The organism is Oribacterium parvum ACB1, assembly GCF_000238055.2.
Taxonomy (GTDB): Bacteria; Bacillota; Clostridia; order Lachnospirales; family Lachnospiraceae; genus Oribacterium; species Oribacterium parvum.
Genome location: NZ_KE148312.1, coordinates 752196 through 772204 on the forward strand (window position 1 = coordinate 752196; position 20009 = coordinate 772204).

The 20009-nt window shown below is 40.9% G+C and carries 15 protein-coding genes, 1 pseudogene and 1 CRISPR repeat array; of the genes and pseudogenes, 2 read left to right on the plus strand and 14 right to left on the minus strand.

All coding sequences use genetic code 11. From position 1 onward, the window contains the following. Nucleotides 1-391 precede the first annotated feature (391 nt). On the minus strand, nucleotides 392-742 hold the full coding sequence (locus HMPREF9625_RS03455; RefSeq protein WP_009535616.1) for a hypothetical protein: 351 nt from the start codon (nucleotides 740-742) through the stop codon (nucleotides 392-394). 401 nt (nucleotides 743-1143) lie between these two features. Further along, a pseudogene (locus HMPREF9625_RS03460) lies at nucleotides 1144-1761 on the minus strand (IS1634 family transposase); the annotation flags it as partial. Nucleotides 1762-2017: 256 nt separating this feature from the next. Here HMPREF9625_RS03460 and HMPREF9625_RS03465 point away from each other — a divergent pair. After that, nucleotides 2018-2212, plus strand: a complete 195-nt coding sequence (locus tag HMPREF9625_RS03465) for a hypothetical protein (protein ID WP_009535618.1) — start codon at nucleotides 2018-2020, stop codon at nucleotides 2210-2212. Between the two features lie 13 nt (nucleotides 2213-2225). Continuing rightward, nucleotides 2226-4572: a CRISPR direct-repeat array (repeat unit 29 nt; unit sequence AGGATCATCCCCGCATACGCGGGACAAAT). Between the two features lie 28 nt (nucleotides 4573-4600). Here the strand turns inward: HMPREF9625_RS03465 and cas2e are convergent. The 8 genes from cas2e to HMPREF9625_RS03505 are packed head-to-tail and all read right to left on the minus strand — an operon-like array spanning nucleotide 4601 to nucleotide 14020. Next, the gene (cas2e, locus tag HMPREF9625_RS03470; protein WP_009538084.1) at nucleotides 4601-5494 is read right to left on the minus strand and encodes a type I-E CRISPR-associated endoribonuclease Cas2e; all 894 of its coding nucleotides are present in this window, start codon (nucleotides 5492-5494) and stop codon (nucleotides 4601-4603) included. Beyond that, the gene (gene cas1e, locus HMPREF9625_RS03475; RefSeq protein ID WP_009535620.1) at nucleotides 5491-6447 is read right to left on the minus strand and encodes a type I-E CRISPR-associated endonuclease Cas1e; all 957 of its coding nucleotides are present in this window, start codon (nucleotides 6445-6447) and stop codon (nucleotides 5491-5493) included. The genes cas2e and cas1e overlap by 4 nt, the downstream gene beginning before the upstream one ends. A gap of 4 nt (nucleotides 6448-6451) precedes the next feature. Further along, on the minus strand, nucleotides 6452-7084 hold the full coding sequence (gene cas6e, locus HMPREF9625_RS03480; RefSeq protein ID WP_009535621.1) for a type I-E CRISPR-associated protein Cas6/Cse3/CasE: 633 nt from the start codon (nucleotides 7082-7084) through the stop codon (nucleotides 6452-6454). Further along, complete coding sequence (gene cas5e / locus HMPREF9625_RS03485) at nucleotides 7084-7836, minus strand: type I-E CRISPR-associated protein Cas5/CasD (protein ID WP_009535622.1); 753 nt, start codon at nucleotides 7834-7836, stop codon at nucleotides 7084-7086. Before cas5e ends, cas6e begins: the two co-directional genes overlap by 1 nt. A 10-nt stretch (nucleotides 7837-7846) precedes the next feature. Then, nucleotides 7847-8926 carry a type I-E CRISPR-associated protein Cas7/Cse4/CasC gene (cas7e, locus tag HMPREF9625_RS03490; protein WP_009535623.1) on the minus strand — a complete coding sequence of 360 codons (1080 nt, stop codon included), beginning with the start codon at nucleotides 8924-8926 and terminating at the stop codon, nucleotides 7847-7849. Further along, nucleotides 8919-9521: a type I-E CRISPR-associated protein Cse2/CasB gene (gene casB, locus HMPREF9625_RS03495; RefSeq protein ID WP_009535624.1), complete on the minus strand. Its 603-nt coding sequence runs from the start codon at nucleotides 9519-9521 to the stop codon at nucleotides 8919-8921. The genes cas7e and casB overlap by 8 nt, the downstream gene beginning before the upstream one ends. Before the next feature lie 8 nt (nucleotides 9522-9529). Then, on the minus strand, nucleotides 9530-11197 hold the full coding sequence (locus tag HMPREF9625_RS03500) for a type I-E CRISPR-associated protein Cse1/CasA (RefSeq protein ID WP_009535625.1): 1668 nt from the start codon (nucleotides 11195-11197) through the stop codon (nucleotides 9530-9532). A gap of 3 nt (nucleotides 11198-11200) precedes the next feature. Then, nucleotides 11201-14020: a CRISPR-associated helicase/endonuclease Cas3 gene (locus HMPREF9625_RS03505; RefSeq protein WP_009535626.1), complete on the minus strand. Its 2820-nt coding sequence runs from the start codon at nucleotides 14018-14020 to the stop codon at nucleotides 11201-11203. Nucleotides 14021-14351: 331 nt separating this feature from the next. Here HMPREF9625_RS03505 and HMPREF9625_RS03510 point away from each other — a divergent pair, with 331 nt between their 5' ends. After that, nucleotides 14352-15224 carry a PD-(D/E)XK nuclease family transposase gene (locus HMPREF9625_RS03510; RefSeq protein ID WP_009535627.1) on the plus strand — a complete coding sequence of 291 codons (873 nt, stop codon included), beginning with the start codon at nucleotides 14352-14354 and terminating at the stop codon, nucleotides 15222-15224. 285 nt (nucleotides 15225-15509) lie between these two features. Here the strand turns inward: HMPREF9625_RS03510 and HMPREF9625_RS03515 are convergent, their stop codons facing one another. From HMPREF9625_RS03515 to HMPREF9625_RS03530, 4 genes are all read right to left on the minus strand, one after another. Next, the gene (locus HMPREF9625_RS03515) at nucleotides 15510-16742 is read right to left on the minus strand and encodes a M20 family metallopeptidase (RefSeq protein ID WP_330361194.1); all 1233 of its coding nucleotides are present in this window, start codon (nucleotides 16740-16742) and stop codon (nucleotides 15510-15512) included. 96 nt (nucleotides 16743-16838) lie between these two features. Then, nucleotides 16839-17747 (minus strand): MetQ/NlpA family ABC transporter substrate-binding protein, encoded by a 909-nt coding sequence (locus tag HMPREF9625_RS03520; protein WP_009535629.1) that lies wholly within the window; start codon nucleotides 17745-17747, stop codon nucleotides 16839-16841. Between the two features lie 133 nt (nucleotides 17748-17880). Further along, nucleotides 17881-18561, minus strand: coding sequence for a methionine ABC transporter permease (locus HMPREF9625_RS03525; protein WP_009535630.1), 681 nt, complete (start codon nucleotides 18559-18561; stop codon nucleotides 17881-17883). Continuing rightward, nucleotides 18549-19820: a methionine ABC transporter ATP-binding protein gene (locus HMPREF9625_RS03530; RefSeq protein ID WP_009535631.1), complete on the minus strand. Its 1272-nt coding sequence runs from the start codon at nucleotides 19818-19820 to the stop codon at nucleotides 18549-18551. Before HMPREF9625_RS03530 ends, HMPREF9625_RS03525 begins: the two co-directional genes overlap by 13 nt. Nucleotides 19821-20009: the final 189 nt, after the last annotated feature.

Consider the following 20009-nt stretch of genomic DNA (forward strand, 5'->3'; position numbering starts at 1 on the left):
CATTCTTTACGCTTGCCTACGATTTTCCGGTGATGCGCGTTTGGGCAGTATTCCTTGCCTTATTTTTTCGCACTCTCCCAATTACTTTAAAAATACTTATTCTGCTTCAACAGACCGAGCAGTTTTTTTGAAAAAATATTTCCTAAAAGTCGGGCATAATGGCAAAAAAATACAGCTATAAGCAGTAAACAGGGCTGTAAAAGGGTTCTTTTTAAATACGGAAGTAATTCCCTAAAAATACAAAATCTTGTGTCCGTTAATTGGCACCAACACAATATAGCAAGGATTTGCATTTTTCTCAAGGACTTTTTATATAGAAACAAACTACAATTTTTTATAAAAAATCCCGATACCGCATTTTGCAATGGGCATCGGGGTTGCAGCGTCTTTTTTAGGAAAGCAATGCAGTCTTATTAGCTAAAATTAGCTTAGCGATTTGACACGCCTCGCAAATGCAAGTCTCCTCGCCCTTTTCCTTTGCTTCCTTGGCAGCCTTCAAAATGGCTGCGGCCTTCTCTTCACCAAAAATCTGCCTTCCATGCTCGCTTCCCGCAAAAGCAATTAAATCATCAATGCTTGTGATGTCCTCTTCCAGTTCCTTTAAAAGCGCTTCTACTTTACCCTTTTCGTCCGCAGTTCCATAGGCCTCCAGATAGGCTTGCACCGCTTCTCTGCCTTCCGGACAAAGACTGTTGGCCGTAAGCAACTTTTCCACTTTCTGTTTTACTTCCATTTTCGTCATATGCTCCTCCTTGATAAACAACTCGAATAGCACTTTTTACTACTATCTGTACAGTATACCATCAAAACTTCTCAGATATAATACTGCTACTAATATCTATCTTTTGCACAAACGAGATACCACACGCTATACGAGCGATACTCGTTAAGAATAAGAATGCAAATCACCCAGCATACTCCGAACAAATTTCTCCATGGCATTCAGAGTTTATAACGAAAATAGACTGATTCGAGAAAGATGGGTTTTTGTAAGTTGATGTTGTAAAGTGGTACTAGGTGAGATACAATTCTAATTTCGACAGTTTATCAAGATTCAAGGGCTCATAAACGGCGTAATAACGCCATTTATGAACTCTTATTTTCTTTCTGAATTCTAGCAATATTTCTACTTTCTTGTTACGGTCAAAATTTTTTTATTTCTCTTTGAGGTACAATCTTGTAATCCGTTCTGAAACCAAATGTGTCGTGGAGTTTATCTGTAAGGTCGGTTCGGGTATACTCCGGGATATATCCTTCCCCGGAAGCTATCAGCATGTTCATTTCTTTCAGTGTTCTTATAATGCTTTCAGTGGTATAACTCTCACCTAACTTCTTCTCCAGAATACGATAAAGAATCAGCGCAGTGAAGCAGGTAATGGAATGTACTGTGATTCGATCTTTTCTGCTAAGATATACGGGTCTGACTTGGAATTCACTCTTCATAATCCGAAAGCATTCTTCAATCTGCCATCGCTTTTGATTGATACTTATAATCGTTGCTACATCATCTTCTAGGTTTGTACATATGGCATGGAAACCGTCATAGCGTTCCTCCTCTGTGGCAACATCTTCATCTATCAAAGGAATCATCTTGTCTGCAAGCTCACCGTCAGAAGTACAGTGGTCTTGACGGATAAAACGCTTGGGATCGTTCGGCAGTTTTTTGTTTAGAGAAGAAGGATTTTCCACAAGTTTTTCAGCACGTTCAAGCTGACGGTTTCGTATCTTTCTCATATAGTCCCGATATTGAAAGGAGAAAGTGGGATCACCCCCGCATACACGGGACAAATAACCCTTGTCCGGATGCTCCAGCGTAAAAGTGAGGATCACCCCCGCATACGCGGGACAAATCAAAATAGAAACTACGGAAGTCTTGCCAGAAGGAGGACAGCAGTATACAATCCCAATGATGCTTTGCGTCGGTAGAAAAAAAGGATGTTTAGAACTGTTTGGAGAATAGACAAGAGTGGCGCTATGCCGAGATTTATAACCGCTTATAGGATAGGAGGTTAATGGAATGTTTAAGTTATTTGATAAGGTTAGAGTAAAGAAGAAGAATATTACTGGAGTGGTTGTTGATGTAACCCGACAAGGGGAAAGACAGTGCTTTGTAGTTGAGGCTGATAATAGAGGCAAGATTGAAGGAGGGATAGGGGGAGAAAGCGACTACGCTATTCTTGATTGTATGTCCGAAGAACTCGAACATATTTAACATTCTATACCATAGGATCATCCCCGCATACGCGGGACAAATTTTTTTCTTTTATATGCAGTGGAATTTTATCAAGGATTATCCCCGCATACGCGGGACAAATCCCTTCTTTTAATCTCATCCTCCATAGCCTGCGGAATCATCCCCGCATACGCGGGACAAATTCATAGTACACATAGAAACCCCGATAGTAAATAGGATCATCCCCGCATACGCGGGACAAATATAGAGCCAAAAGAAGAAAAGTAAAAAATTTTAGGATCATCCCCGCATACGCGGGACAAATATCAGTAGCTTCTGCAGGTCTGTAAATTTTATAGGATCATCCCCGCATACGCGGGACAAATAAAACTTGAAAGAAATTAGAAAACCTTTTTCTGGGATCATCCCCGCATACGCGGGACAAATAGTGTCGGAGAAAGATTTATAGGAATTTCAAAGGGATCATCCCCGCATACGCGGGACAAATTTTAGACTTAGAAATGAAATGGCTTTTACCTCAGGATCATCCCCGCATACGCGGGACAAATAGCTTTTTTATAATCGTTCATACTTTCCGAATAGGATCATCCCCGCATACGCGGGACAAATTGCTGTGGGATATTTTGGCAGAGTCTACTCCGAGGATCATCCCCGCATACGCGGGACAAATTTTGTAAATACGTCCCCTGTTTTCATAAACCCAGGATCATCCCCGCATACGCGGGACAAATACCATACCGTCAATAATAAAATTATCTTGTGTAGGATCATCCCCGCATACGCGGGACAAATTTAGACTCTTTATATATGCAAAATATAGACAAGGGATCATCCCCGCATACGCGGGACAAATAGCGTTCTCAGTATGGCGATAGGGCTCGCCCTAGGATCATCCCCGCATACGCGGGACAAATGTTTTTAGGGGTACTTTTTCTTGCACAAACACAGGATCATCCCCGCATACGCGGGACAAATCGAAATGCAAACGTTATATGAGATTGCACAAGAGGATCATCCCCGCATACGCGGGACAAATTCTGATTTACCTTGCAAGTACATAAAAAGGGCAGGATCATCCCCGCATACGCGGGACAAATCATAAATCTAAATTGTCAAGGTCAACTCCCGAAGGATCATCCCCGCATACGCGGGACAAATGGGATAATGGAAGCGACGGATATGGCTCTGTTAGGATCATCCCCGCATACGCGGGACAAATTGTTGGTGGAAGGGTTCACTGTCATTATTCCCGGGATCATCCCCGCATACGCGGGACAAATTAATACAGTCCGTGGGAGCGATATCGTAAAGCAGGATCATCCCCGCATACGCGGGACAAATTTGCATGGGCAGCCACAACAATGGGAGCGTGGAGGATCATCCCCGCATACGCGGGACAAATTAAAAAGTTTTTAATAAAATCCATGCTTAATGAGGATCATCCCCGCATACGCGGGACAAATTTTTAAAACCAAAGACGACAATCCACCCGACCAGGATCATCCCCGCATACGCGGGACAAATACGGGGATAAGAAGTATAAGGGTTATACGTCCAGGATCATCCCCGCATACGCGGGACAAATAAATTAAAAGAAAAACCCGGATAATCCACCCCGGGATCATCCCCGCATACGCGGGACAAATTCATAAATTCAATATTGTTTAAAAGTTCCGCCGGGATCATCCCCGCATACGCGGGACAAATGATAAAATGACTTGTTTAAGTTATGCTCTTAAAGGATCATCCCCGCATACGCGGGACAAATGCTTTTTAGACAGCGTCTTATCGGGACTTTCAAGGATCATCCCCGCATACGCGGGACAAATTATAATATTTTACGCAAGTAAACAAGGGGTGAAGGATCATCCCCGCATACGCGGGACAAATTGTATTTTTTGACAATTTTACCTATACAATTCCAGGATCATCCCCGCATACGCGGGACAAATAAACAAATAAATTTAAAAAATTCTAAACGTTGGGGATCATCCCCGCATACGCGGGACAAATTACAAGATTATAAAGATAAATTTGTAGGTGAGGGATCATCCCCGCATACGCGGGACAAATCGTCAACAATTGTAGGAGTATCTACAACGTCCAGGATCATCCCCGCATACGCGGGACAAATTTTATTAGAAAATGCAAGATATTTACAAAGTTAGGATCATCCCCGCATACGCGGGACAAATTTTTAGATAAAGTTAACAGAGAACGAGAAACAAGGATCATCCCCGCATACGCGGGACAAATCATCATCACTAAGAATAATATCCATTGCCTTAGGGATCATCCCCGCATACGCGGGACAAATTAGTTTCGACATGATTAACGCCCCGAATGACAGGGATCATCCCCGCATACGCGGGACAAATACTTAAAGATCCCCTAAAATAAAGAGCCTTACGGCAGATGTTGACAAAATCCATTCACTTTTGTTGCCAATTCATAAGTCAATTTAGCATCTTCCAAGGCCCTATGCAACTGCTCTTTTTTTATTCCATAGCTTTTTAGCGAAGTTTCCAGCTTATAATTTTTCTGAAATGGCTTTTCTTTTTTTATTATCCTCATTAAATCCACGGAAGGAATATGTAAAATTCCCATACCATTTCTTTGCAGAATAGCATTCAAGAAACGAAGGTCAAAGGCAATATTATATCCGACAATAATTGCCCCTTCTAAAAAATCCAATATCTCTTTCAATACAATCTCAACTTTTCTGCCTTCCCTTTTTAAAAGGTCTGTAGTAATACCTGTTAATCCTGTAATTTCATTTGGTAACTCTCCCTCATATTCCAGCAAGGAATGGTATTCTAAAATACCGGAGTCCTGCATTACTTTTACTGCCCCTATTTCAATAATACTATTGCACTGTTCATTTAAACCATCTGTTTCCAAATCCAGAAAAGCAAAGCACTCTTTCTTTTCGCCACTATGGTTATTCGCAAATTTTCTGGCTTTATAGTATTTGCTGGCATTACTAAAGCCTTCCTTTATTCCTTCATTATCTCCTTCCGGTTCTGTTTCCAAGGGAAAACAAATCAATGGTATTCCATCACTATCATATATTTCTCTCCTAGTATTTAAGGTATTGAAAGTATATCCAATTTCATTTCTCATAGGGTAAGATATGGTTGCTTCTCCATTTCCCACAGCATCTTGAATTCTTTCCCAAAGTTTATCTCTTACTTTCGAATTAAAATTTCCAATATAAACTCCGGTAGCAATTTCTTGCATCCATTTAGATAAATCTCCCTTAAGAGAATTGCTGACCTTGGATAAAGTAATCACTGTCATCGGCATGATGAATCCTCACTATAATTTACCCCGTAAGAAACAAGCCTTTCCTTATCATCCCATAAACTAATACTGTCAACTTCAAAGAATTGATCTTCTTCTACCTCCAGCAAATTTTGAATATCCTTAACTATTCGTTCCAACAGTTTAGTCTCTGTAAAAATATCTCTCATTTTTTTGCGAACTTCTCGTGGAAGCTCCTCTTCTTCCGCACATTCTGAAACTGTCTGAAAGGCTGCCGGTATCGAGGTCCAAGCCTTATACAGGTCGGCAATATCATACACAAAGGACAAGTCATGTCCTGTATGCACAAAGCCCAATCCCGGAGAAAGCCCCAAGGCAACAATCACACTGTAAGCCAATCCGTATAATGCAACATTAGCAACTGATAAGGCTTGATTTATCGGTGTTGCATCAAAAAAATCCTCCGGATCATAATCCCTTTTATCCCAAGACACATGATATTCCTTGGACATATTTCGATAAACTGTTCTGATTCTGGCACCTTCTCTACCACGTAACTGCTGCATGGTTAATTTCGAAACATCTTCTCCTGCAAAGCGCATCTGATACATTTTTCTGGCAATCTCTAATCGGCTTCGTGTATTACTCACCAAACCGGCTTGTTTTTCTAAGAAACGAGAGGAATGAGACAGAGCCCTCCCATGGGCATACTGTCTCACTCCTCTTTCTCCTGTCCATAGAACGCTGGTACCGGTATCTCCCAAAAGCTCCATTGCTCTATGAGAGATATCCGTTCCCGGTCCCAGCATAAAAATGCCGATCATAGAAACCGGTACTCGAACAATACCATGCTGGTCTGCAACAGTAATAGAAGAATCTTGACGGTGAATTTTAGCATGCTCTACATAAATAAAACTGACACGATCTCCAATTCTGGGAAGTTCATTTAACTCTACTTTCTTTACATACACATCACGATTCTTATTCATATTTTTATACCGGTATCACAGTTAATAAACCACAACCATAAGCCTTTTTCTTTCCAATACCATCACATAATGCCTTCCTGAATTGCTCAGCATCAATAACGGTCAGGATTCCTTCATAGCTTACTTGAGAAATAGGCGTATCCTTCATTCCTTTCTTTTTCAGCGTTTCAAACTTTCTTTCCTTAATCACGAAGTCATCTGAATTCAAAGAAAATCCATTTTTTTCCGCCCTATCTAAGAGAAACCGACTCTGGTTTTCAATGGTGAGGAGGGGGACTGGCTTTCCGCGTTTCTCTCCTTCGATAGACTTCGCTACAACCGGGTTTAAAGTAGTACGGAAACGATACTTTTTCCCTTCTTGAATACTCGCCAAAAAAGAATCGTAAGCTTTTGTTTCTCCACTTCCATCCACACCGTATTTTTCTAATGCCTTTAAAGAAGGCTTTTCTTCACTTAATATAAGCAAATATTGATTTCCCTGAATGCTATCAATTCTCCATAGTTTTCTTGAGCGTTCCAACATAGAAATTTGTCCTACAAAGGAATCTTCTACCCAACTATGATATGCCCCCAAATGGGTCAAGTCACGGATTTTTCTCCTATTCTCTTTATCAATTTCCACTCTTGAAAGATACATTATGCCTCCTCCAATGTTGAAAAAATATCATGTTCTGTATTTTCTACTCCTGAGTCTTTCTCTATCCCGCTTAAGACTTCGACAGAAATACAAGCTTCCTGCCTAAAGGCAAACTGTCTTCCCTTCTGCGAAAAAGAAACAGGAACATCTCTTCTTAGTTTCGATCTGATAATTTTTCCTTCCGCTAATATCTCCTCATCCGCATAGACTTCCAGAGATATCTTCTCCCCAACTCCTTGTTTCCACTTCTTTTTTTTATACCAAGGAGCAGCCTGCCAAGGCAAATTTCTAAGGCTATTTAAAATATCTTCCGCACTTTCTCCTAAGAAAAAATCCACAGGAACAGGCAAGGATCGCCTTCCCATAAAAGGCTGAAAATAAGGGGATTTTATGGCTTTTATAAGAGTATCTACCAATTCGTCTTTACCGGAAATAGCAACAACAAAAAGAGCATCCTCCAAATAATAACGGTTCGTTACATACGTTCTTAACTCCGCTCCCGTGTCCTTATAGGATCTGGCAATATGGTAATCTCTCAATAAAGTCCCATCCTGATCTATCCGTACTGCAAATTTCAGTTTGGACAACTCTCTTAAATTCTCTGCCTCATCTCGTCTATAGCCTAAACAAGCTGCCAACAGTCCTATCACTGCACTTTTAGATGGATAGTAATCGGTATAACGAGTCTCAAAATGAGAAGATGTTCCGTAGGACTGAAGGGGTCCTGCAAATTTCAGCAAAATAGTCTTCATCCTCTTCTCCTTATAAACGATTATCTAATTCTTCTCCTAAATCATGTAACAAATCAGACAAGCTAAGTTCCTCTTTCGCTCCCTCTAAGGAATGCCCCTCAGATAAGTTGAGGTAAAAAGAAATTTCTGGTTTTTCTACAAATCGTTGCACGTTCTTATGCTCTTTAAACATAGCTTCTATAGACTCATTTACATAACCTTCCTGCGATAATTTTGTTTTAATCGCTGTCTCAAAAGCGCTAACAAAACTTACGGGGCGATCTTTCCTTAAGGATATTACAACGGAAGAGGGCACCGTCTGGTTTGCAAAGCTATTCATCTTTCCTGTAGGAAGAGAATTTAAGAAGGCTTCCACAAATAGCTTTGTTGCTTCAATGGTTTGACTTTTATTTTCATTTAATTGGTGATAAAACTCATGCAATGCCACATTTCCATATCGGTACAAAGTTGAAGAATTGTATTCTATAGTACCTAACATTCCTGCCCCGGACTGATCCTCTTTTGACAAATCATCTAAGGCTGTATAAAAATCAAACTCAGATTGTACTCCATGGGTAGAAATAGCATGGGCAATTTGAGCAGAAGCATCTTCATTTAAGCTTGCATCATCTGCCACCATGCGACCAAACAGGGCAATATCGATTGCAATATTGCTGTTTAATATCTCCTGAAGTACTTTCTTGTCTAAATTATCCTTAACTGCTTCTTTTGCCAAATTATCAGCCTGTTCTTTCCCTAAGAAAAATAAAGCTTTTACTCTGTTATCTTTCGTTGTGGAAATTCCTGCTGCATTAAAGGTCTTTACAGATTTATTGACTGCATCCTCCATGGAAAGTTCCGGTTTAAGTTCTCTGATTTTTTCTGCAAGAAAACTCACTACATCTAAGCTACGCACTCCCACATTGGATAGATTTCCGTTTTCCTTAAAGTAATCTCGCATTGCTTTTTTCCATGACTGGGAGCTAACTCTTGCTCTTCTTACTCCACCATAAACCGCCGTCTTGGGACTACCTGTATCATCTCTATTGATATTAGAGGGTGGAAGGGTTTGAATTACATGGATGTCTAAAAATAACTTTTCTTTACTCATTTGTGTTCTCCTTTTCTACAGTACTTTTTTGAAATGATTGATAATAGGCTCTTGCCCAATCCATCAGGATATTGTCCCGCTTTCCTTTTTGCATCCAGAACAAATCATTTGCCAATTTAGGGTAATTCACGGATGGATTTGCTGCATTTGCCTTTAAAATTTTTATCATTTGTCTAAGGTAGTGGGATAACTCCTCAAAACTTCCGGCTGTAACCATAGTATTAAAGCGCTCATCCATAGCTTTTGTCTTACTTTCATCTCCACGAAGAGCCCGCAAGCTTTCTCCGATATTTCGAGTAGATTTTTCCTCTCCTCTTTCCAGCTTTGAGGATCCCTGCTGCATTAAAGCATAAATCTGTAAACTAAGATAAATTGCATTTTCCTCGGCTGTTACCCTCGCTTTATTCCCCAAATATTCCTCCGGGAGATTTGCAAAAAGTAAGGGCCAGACCTGCGGAGCATTAGCCAGTTCTTTTCCTATTGAATCTCTAATTCCTGCCAGTAAGGCTTTTCCACTTCCAAGGTTTTTGATAGGCTCAATTTCTGCAATGATCTTTCTCATCACTGCATCTATTGATTTTCTTTCTTCATCCATAGTTCCTCCTATTCTTGATTTATTTTTTTCTTTAGTCTAATGAGAAAATATTCATACGCAGTAAAGATATTTTTAACGCCTTTTGCATTTTCCTCATATATTCCTTTAATATCCCTCTGTCTACATTCATTTACTTTTTCAAGGGCTCGTTCTTTTATGGAAAAGAATAGTAGTTCTTTCCACTCCTTAATCTTATCTTCTTTAGAACTGGACTCATCAATTCCACTAAGCCAATCTCTAAACGCTTTATCCAAACCAAAATAGGCTTGTTCTAATTCTTCCTCTACGGATTTCTTTGTATTTCTAATATCATACATATCTTTTAAAAAACCCTTGTAGATAAAGCCAACTACTTCCTTGGTATCTTCCACAAGTTCCTTGATACGCATAACCCAGCCTTCTTTTCCTTTCTCAAATAACACAATCTCATGTAAAGCCAGATTGTCAATCATTTCATTTACCGGTACCCAAGAAGTTGCATTTCCATCGTCTTGCATTCCGACCGCAGAAATTCTAACTTGAGGTTTTTGAATATACTTTTCTATCTTAGATAACCAAGTAATAATTCCCGGTTCCCTACTATCTTCCGACAAATCTGAAGGAACGGTAATTAAACCAAAGGATCTCCATAAAGCCTGACCGGGTCGGTATTTTCTCGGTGTATAGAAGTTTTTATTTTCTCCTGAATCATTGTATTTCCATAAAGTCATCGGCTCTATTTCCGTCATTCTATGATCCAGCTCCGGAAGCTTTACAATGTCAAGTTTAATATCTTTCGAAAAATCTATTGCCGAATCAAGCAAAGATGCCCTACTCCAATTGGTATATAGTTCTGCAAGATTATCTGCTATTCCTAGGAAGCTCCTATCTATATTTTCTGCTCCGGAATACTCCCAGCAAGGTCTTTGTATTGGCAATATATCTCCAACTGCTTTTACTGCTACTCTCAGATTCAGCATCAAAGTTTCAAATAATGTGTCACCATTTAGAAAAATACCGCCAATATCGAACAGCCACCCTTTAGAGGCCTTATACTTTTCCTCTCCAACGATTGCCTTATCAGAAAGCCCAATATAGCCTTGCAGCATAATAAGCCATCGTGCAAACTCTCCTTCCTTCATTTTACTCTTGTATTCAATAGTCGTTGGAGAAAATAAAGCCACCTTATTATCGCTTTCTGATATGTTTCTGTTTAAATTTTTACCGGAAATAGAACTGGGATTTTTTCCATCTTTCAATCTGGACAAAATCTCTTCCTTTGTCACCTGATAAAAAGGATATTTCTCATCCAGCAGGTAAAAATGCTCTTTCCAAGTCTCCAAATATTTCCTAACTACTGAAGGGAATTTTCCTCTTTGCCACAGTGTCTTCCACGTTTCCATGAGGGCATCATTATATTCCTCTTCGTCATCCTCGGAAACAGCCTCCTTTTGTCGAAATTTCTCGTCAATTTCTAAAAACTCATAGGCTTCTCCATCCGCATTCACCCGGGAGAACACGGTATGCAATACCGCTAATAGGAATCGCAGCATTGCAAAATCCTGCGTCGCCATCTCCCCTGCCAAACACCGGTACTTCTCCGCATTTTCAAAAATGGTAATGAGGGATACTTCTTTCATTTCCCCTTCTTCCAAAACTCGAATCCAGTTTTCTTCTAACAAATTAAATCGGCTCAAGCTTTACACCTCCTTCTTATGCCACTGCAAGCCAAATTTTTCATCGTAATGTAAAACGATATTTTTTAAGGGAAAGTCATTATTCTCGTCAAATATCAATCCTAAACTTCCCTTTAACCACGCTTCATTCTGCCACTCCGGAAGTTCCCGCCTGTTATAATCCTCTAAATAACGGATGAGCCCTTCTTCTTTGTCATCTTCTTTTTCCCTTTCCATATGAATAATACTCTCTCCAAGCCTTAAAGTTTGGCAAGCCAGCTTTCTTGCAATAGATGCTTTAGAAAGCTCTTCTGAAATGTCCTTCTTCTCTTGAAAAAGTCCATATCCCGCTCCATTTTTCTTTACTGCTATCACTTCTATGGAAGAACCGATATCTCGAACCTTTGCCTGACATAGCTCTTCTGAATCAATATACGTATTATCCAATAATCCATTTAAACTAATCTCATCTGAGCACTCCAATTTAGGCTTATCTAATCGGAATCCTTTTGCTTTCATTTTTTGCTTCTTTAAGACTGCTTCTTGTTTCTCTTTACTCTCCTCATATTTCTTCCGGAGGTCAGGTGCTAAAGAAGGATTCCATTCTCCATACACATCCTGCACCAGAGGTGAGATATCTCTTGGGATGGAAATGCTTTTCCCTAAAGCACATTGGGTTTTAATGAGTAAATAATCTCCATAAACCCTTCTTGACCCTTTTTCAAAGTCAAAGCTCCCACTTATTCCCATAAGATAGAGTCTCGCTTCACTATGTTCCTTAGGCCTTTCTATCTTATGCCTATGAAGTCGACCTATTCTCTGGATTAACAAATCCACAGGACATAAATCACTAATCATTAAATCAAAATCAATGTCTAGGGACTGCTCTATCACCTGGGTTCCCACTACGATAAAACGCTTAGGTCTCTCTGCATTTTTTCCGATTTTTTTGAGTAATTCCTCTTCTTTTTTTATGCGATCCGTGTCGATAAATCGAGAATGTAAAAGATGGACTTCTTCTTCCGGAAAAGCTCCTAATAAATCTTTTGTGATTCTCTGCGCCCTCCCAACAGTATTTACAATAATGCCTATGACCGCTCCATTCTTACCAAGACTCTTTACGGTATCTACTAAATTCTCTTCGTCCAGCTGATAAAGCGTAACCTTTTTTTCTTTCTCTTCTTGAAAGTCTGAAAAAGATTCAACCTCACTTCCTTTGCTAAAGGTAAGTAAGGGATAGCTTTCTGTCTTAAGGAAATCAAAATTTCCTATATCCTTCTCTTTGATTCCTCTACCTTTCAAGTAATACTTCATCAGGTCTTTTCTTCGTTCTATAGGTAAGGTCGCGGATAAGATAATGGTTGGCACTTTATAGGCTCCAAGCCATTGTAAAACCATGTAGAGGTACTGCCCCATATAGGCATCATAGGCGTGCACCTCATCAATGATGACAACCTTTTTACTAAATCCCAAATGCCGAAGCATAAGATGTTTTTGTTTTAAAGCCATAAGGAGTAAATGATCTACAGTTCCTACTATAAAATCATCCAGCATGGCTTTCTTTCTCCCGGAAAACCATTCATTCACATACACATACTGCGTTTTTTCTCCGTCCAAATCTATTCCATCGCAGTAGTTTCTGGACAATGCTTGAAACTCTTCATTTAAAGCTGCCTTTCCATGAGATAGGCGAAGAGATAATTTCTCTTGATTTTCTTGCCCAAGGGAATCTACCCAAGACTCCACTCTCGGAAAAATGCCGTTGGAACTGGCTTGGGTGGGCAATCCAAAGAAAACTCCGGCACATTGCTGCTTTCCCGCCAATTGTTCCGCAGTCATTAAAGCCGCCTCTGTTTTTCCGCAGCCCATGGGCGCCTCAAGAATCACTAAGCCGATGTCCTCAGCCCCAGCAATCTCTGTAAAAACTTTTTCTTGAAAGTCTCTAGGCATAAAGTGAAAGGAATTCTGATAAGCCTGTTTTGCATCAAAAAGCTGCGTCGCTTCCCATGTTTGATTCTGCGTCCATTTTAGCCAGGCCGATTCCACCCTCTCACTTATTTGTGTTCCTTCTTTCTTCCTATCTTCTTGATTTACTGTAGCATCATCCAACTCATGGTCAACTTCATTCTGTAAAGAAAATAAAGGAAAATATTCCTCATTACTGGCTATCCAATCCGCCATAATTAATAGTCCGGAAAGTAAGAGTTGCGTCGGTTTGGGACATCTAGGAAGATCCTCTACATTTTTATAACCGCAGCTCTCTAATGCCCAGGAAAGTAGCTCCTCTTGTGTCGCTTTCCATTTTTTGCATATTGGAGAATCTTCTTTTTCTTCCTGATAAAAGTTGGCAGTATAAGCTTCAACAAAGGACATAAGACTATAGTTTTCCTTCATAGGAACTCCATGATGGGCTCCTATGATAGAGGCAATTCCTCTGTTGATACCCGCTAAACGGCAAATTACTTCTCCTGCATAGGCATGGGGAGTTTTCCCTCGATCTGTTAGCTCCAAGTCTTTGATTCCGGAAAAACCTTCCCGTTCCAGTTTCTCCATCAAAAGCAGGTCCAAATCCTCAGAATTTTGAAATCCTTTTTGAATCTGAAAGGCCGGGGTAGCCTTTCCGATATCATGTATTGCCCCAATTAACATGGTCAAAGATTTCGCGGCATCTTCTTCTATCTTCATGGAATTGGCAATATATATTCTTTGTCCCTCTGAAAGCCAGTGTTCCCATAGAAGTCCCATTATCTCCCTTGTGTCTTCCAGATGTTGCTTTAAAGACAGCCAGTAAAAAATGCCATCCTTTTCTTTCTTTTTCGCCCAAAGTTCTAAACCGCTTCGCATAATTCTACAAATTCCTGTTCTCTGTTTCAGTATAAGCAACCCTATTAATTTAGTTGCATACTCATTGTTTTTTATGCATTTTTCATTATTATTTTGTTTTTATTTGATATAATTATAGCACTTTTTACAACTCAAACAAGAAGAAGTAAAGAGCCTCTTCATTGTTTTTTCCGTCAATCCCCACCCCTTCGCTCAAAACCATATCCGAATATAGAGTATAGGAGATTTTTAACACCCTTGGTATAATGGGTAGCAAGAATTCTATAGCTCTATACTATTCTATTTTCACTACTATCATTCTCATTCTATCCTTTTTGAAAGGAGCTGTTCTATGTCTAAAAAGAGTAGCAATTTAAAATTCTCCACAGAACTGGATTTAAAGCGAAGGTTCTTAGCCGAACTTATTCTCATGGACGATATTTTTATGCGAGTTGTTTTAAAGGATGTAAAATGCACGGAATTTATTCTCCAAACCATTTTGGAAAAACCGGAACTAAGGGTGAAAAGCCAAAGTATTCAAAGCGATTTAAAGAACTTGGAAGGACGCTCTTTGGTTCTTGATTGCCTTTGTACGGATAAAAAGGGAACCATTTACAATATCGAACTCCAAAATGACTCTCTAGGTGCCAGCCCAAAACGAGCACGCTATCATTCCGGACTTATTGATATGAATATTTCTAAAAAAGGAAAATCTTTTGATTATTTACCGGAAAGCTATGTTATATTTATTTGTGGTCGAGATATTTTGAAAGGGGATAAACAAATCTATCACATTTCCCGAATCATAAAAGAATCCGGAGCAGTTTTTCCGGACCAAACAAATATTATCTATGTGAATACCAGTAAAAGTAGCAGTAATGAGCTAGGTAAGTTGATAGAAGATTTTTATACTGCGGATCCTAAAAAAATGCATTCAAAAATACTTGCCAAGAGGGTTTCAAAGCTAAAAATTGCAGAGAACTTAGAGAAAGGAGACGAAAAAGTCATGACTACATACTATGATCGTTTAAAGAGACAATGGAAAAAAGAAGGAACAGAGGAAGGAATGGCTAAGGGTCTAGCTGAAGGACTTGAAAAAAGTGAGGACACCATGGCTAAATTGATGGGAATCTTGGTCGAAGAAGGACGTATCGATGACCTCGCCAAAGCTTCCAAAGATAAATCCTATAGAAAATCTCTCTTGAAAGAGTTTCAGTTAATTTAAGTGAAGACAATAAGTTGAAAAAAGAATATAATCTTTTCGTATTTTACCTGTTGCAAATAAGACATCACAGGCAGTATTCCCATTACGCATACAGAATAAGATGTTATGTGCTTCGCTCAGATTACGCGTAAAAAACACTGTACTTCCCTGTTTATTGGGATTGTACAGTGTTTTTTAGGTAAAAGACTCTCTTTCTAAGAAAAGAATCGTATGTCTCTAATATCTTTGTAGTATCTCTTTAGCATCTCTTTTTAGAAAAATAGCATAACAAATATCCTAAGCCTCCTAAAACTCCAGCTGTCTCTTTACCTGTTCCTTATGTTCCGCCTTGATTTTCTTCAAGATCTCCGGCTGCTCCAGAAGCTCAAGAGCAGTAAAGGCCAAGACCTTGGCACCGAGCAAAATAGATGCAAGACCAAGGCTCGAGCAGGATGCCTTCACAAATTCGGGGCTGTGTGCCGGAATTTTCTTTTTGCTGATGCAAATGCTCGGCTGGATGGTAGGCACCACCTGCGAAACATTTCCCACATCGGAAGATCCCATTTGCAGTGCCTTCCAATCACAGGGAGTAAACTTCTCACCAAAGCGGTTCAAATGCTTCTCATAGAGGTCATCAAAGGAAGGGGTAGGCACTATATTTTCCACCCAATTCTGATAAGCCTTCATCCTTCCCTTCGCTCCCATAGAAAGGGCGGAGCCGGCCACAACATTTTCCACCTTCTTATATAAGGCCTCAAGGCTCGGCTTTGCACTGGTGCGGAGATAAAATTTCGCATGGGCATAGTCCGGTACGACATTCGGAGCGGTACCGCCGGAAAGAATAACGCCATGAATTCGGGTATCATCGGTCAAATGCTGTCTTAAAGCATTGATGGAATTATAGGTCTGAATGAGTGCATCCAAGGCATTGATTCCCTCTTCCGGCTCTCCTGCCGCATGGGCGGACTTTCCCCAAAACTCGATGTCCACCGGAACACAGCCCAGGTTTCTTCCGGTCCTCTTGTGCTCATCCGCCGGGTGGGCGCAAAGAGCGAAATCCACATCTTTAAAATAACCCTCTCTCACAAAAGAGCCTTTTGCAGAGCCTTCCTCGCCTCCTTCTTCTCCAGGTGTCCCGTAAACACGGATTTCACCGCCCACTTCGTCAATCACTTCTTTAAGAGCAACAGCGGAAAGAGAGGCAGTCGTTCCGAAAAGGTTGTGCCCACAACCGTGTCCCAGGCCCTCCAAGGCATCATATTCCGCAAGGAACGCTACAACCGGTCCCTTTTTCTTACTCTTATAACTTGCCGCGAATCCGGTCCGGTGTCCTGCTGCAGGCATCTCCACAGAAAAACCGAAGGAGGAAAGCGTCTTCGACAACTCTTCCGACGCAAAAAACTCATAGTTACTAACCTCCGGTTTTTTGTGAATAGCCAGTGCCAGGTCCTGAAAGAGCTTCCCTTCTTTCTCTACTTTTTTTGCAATTTTTTCTTCCCTATCCGAAAGCCGCGCTTCTTCTATTCCTTGCTTTCCCATATTTTTTCCCTCCGTTTCTTCTTTTAAAAATAGGAGGAGCAAAGCTCCTCCTCAGGTTTCATCGAACCCTCAATACTCTAAACATAGAATTTCTTCTTAGTCCCAAACCGGGATAGACTGTCCGTCATAGTGCTCTAAGATAACCTGCTTTACTTCATCGGAGTTGTAAGCCTTCTTAATCTTCTGGAAGTCTTCACTCTCAATACGATCCTTCTTAGCCGCAATGATGTTCCAGTAATTCTTCATATCCGGCTCTTTGTAATCCTCATAAACGATGGCATCGTTCTTAAGAGTTAAGCCTGCATCCTTCGCTACACCGTTGTTAATGCAGGCAAAGGATAAGTCGGGAAGAGAAGCCGGAATCTGAGTAGCTACCATTTCCACAATCTCCACATCCTTGTTGTACTTTTCGATATCCATTACGGTCGGAGTCAGTCCCGCTTCCTTCTTCAAGGTCAGGAAACCGTTCTTCTCAAGGAACTTCAGTGCTCTTCCTCCATTAGTTACATCGTTCGGAATAGCAATGATTAAGTGACCTGTTGCCTCGTCCAAGCTCTTATACTTGGAAGAGTAAATTCCCATCGGCGCAACCTGTGTATAAGCAAGAATTCCCAAATCGGTATAGCCTCTCTCCTTCACAAAGTTATTGAAATAAATCTCGGTCTGGAAAGCATTTAAATCAATTTCGCCATCCTCCAAAGCTTCATTCGGTTTAACATAATCGCTGAACTCTACCATCTCGAGCTTAATATTGTCTTTCTGAAGAAGCTCATTTGCCTTCTCCCACTCCTCATGGTCGGAGCCATTTACACCGAGCTTATAGGTGCGAAGCTCCCCGGAATCCGCCTTTTCTTCCTTTGCAGCTTCTGTTGCCTTCTCACTGCTTTTCTCTGTTCCTGCCTCCGCTTTCTTCTCTGTAGTCTTTGTGCTTGCACCGCCGCATGCCGCTAAAGATGCTGCAGCAAGTGCTACAGTAAGTCCTAATGCTAAAAATCTTTTTTTCATAATCCTCTCTCCTCTAAACTTATATTCTATATCTTCATCCGCGATAAGCTTTTATTTCTCTGCAAATCTACCCTATTTTAGAAACAACTTGCAGTCAATAAATTTTCTCCTATCGAAATGTCGGATACCTTAGTTATCGATGGCTTACCAGCTTACTTAAGCTGTCCCCCACCCATTGTACAAAGAACACCATGACAAGCATGATGACTATCGTTAAAAACATAACATCGGTTTTATTTTGCCCATAGCCGTAACGGATGGCAAAGTCTCCGAGTCCGCCGCCGCCTACCGATCCGGCTACCGCCGAATAACTGATAAGACCGACCAGCATAATGGTCACCGCCTGAATGATGGCGGAAAATCCTTCCTTCAGCATGACTTTGAAAATGATAGCGATTTCCGAAAATCCCATTGCGCGGTATGCCTCAATCACTCCCTTGTCAATGCTTTGGAGCGCAAGCTCTGTCTGCTTCGCCATAAAGGGGATACAGGCAATAATCAGAGGAACAATGGCTCCCTTCATTCCTATTGTCGTCCCTACAATGGCACGAACAAGCCAAGGTATGGATGCAATCAAGATGACGAACGGGATGGAACGCACCGTATTCACAATCTTGGAAAGAATGGAGTAAAGCGGCGGAAAGGATAAAAGCTCTCCCTTCTTTGTTACCGCAAGGACGATGCCCAAGGGAACGCCGAGCAGTGCCGCAAAGACACCGGAAATGCTGACCATGATAAGCGTCTCATTCAAGGATTTCACAATATAGGGCCAAAGCTTTGCTACATTCGGAAATATACTGTTTAGCCATTCCATATTCTGTCCTCCTTTCTCTCCTTATCTTCCTCCTCCGGCTTTAGAGCGTTATCCGGACTCTGTCTGCTAACAGATTCCTCCCCTCGTAAAGGGTGTTCTCCATCAAACTTTTGCCCTGCAAGCTTTTGCCCGCCAAGCTCTTCTACCTTGATTTCTCTGCTCTTTAGATAGGCTACCGCGTCCAAAATGTCCTTTCCCTCTCCCTTCATATCGATTGTAAGAGTTCCAAAGGGGACACCCGAAAGAATTTCGATATTGCCGAAGAGGATGGATACTTCCACGGGGTAGTTTCGAACCAGATCCATGATAGCCGGGTCATTGGCCTTCTCTCCAATAAAGGTAAGTTCATAGAGATTTCTCTTGTTCTTCTCCGCAAGGGCAATCGCTTCCTTTCGGTAAAGTGTTTTCTCACGAAACTCCTTCGTGATACTGGACTTCGGTTCGGAAAATACTTCAACAAGGCTTCCTTCCTCTACTATCTTTCCTTCCTCCATCACGGCTACTTTATTGCAAATGCTTTTCACCACTTCCATTTGGTGCGTAATCATCACTACCGTAAGCTTCAGCTTTTCCTGTAAGGAGCGGAGCAGTTCGATAATCTGCGTTGTGGTATTCGGATCCAATGCGGAAGTTGCCTCATCGCAAAGAAGAATCTTAGGTCTTCCCACCAGGGCTCTTGCGATGGCCACTCTTTGCTTTTGTCCTCCGGATAGCTGTGAGGGATAGGCCTTTTCCTTGTCTTCCAAGCCTGTCAGTCGAAGCATTTCCTCCACTCTTTCCTTTATTTCTTTTCCGGAAAGTTTCTTATTGCTTTTAAGTAGGGTGTTTTCCTTCTCTTTGATTTCTTTTTGAGAAAGAGAAGAATCTTTTTTCAGTTCTGCTATCTTTTCCTCTATTTCTTCTTTACTGAATCTTCTTTGATTTTTAAGCGGTGCTGCTACATTTTCAAACACATTCGCAGAATTCAAAAGGTTGAAATGCTGGAAAATCATACCCATTCTTCGTCGTACAGCTCTGAGCTCTACTTCCGAATAGCCGGTAATGTTTTTCCCTTCTACGATAACCTCTCCGCTTGTCGGTTTTTCCAAGAGATTGATGCAACGAACCAAGGTGGATTTACCCGCGCCGGAGTATCCGATAATACCGAAGATATCCCCTTCCTCAATGCTTACACTGACATCCCTAACTGCGTGAACGCCTTCCCCGACTTTCTCCGAAGGAAAGATTTTTATTATATTTTTTAATTCAATAATGGCCATTTTTTCCTCCGGCTCTATCTATACTGTCTTCCTGTCCGGTCTTTTTTCATCTTCCTTTAAAAGCGTCTTCCTCTTATAAAGACCATAACACTCCCCAAAAAATAATCCCTCTCTACTCACAGTCTCTTAGTACACTCGGAAATACTGTGAATATTGGGGGATTATAACTGTCTTTTTGAAGCCTGTCTA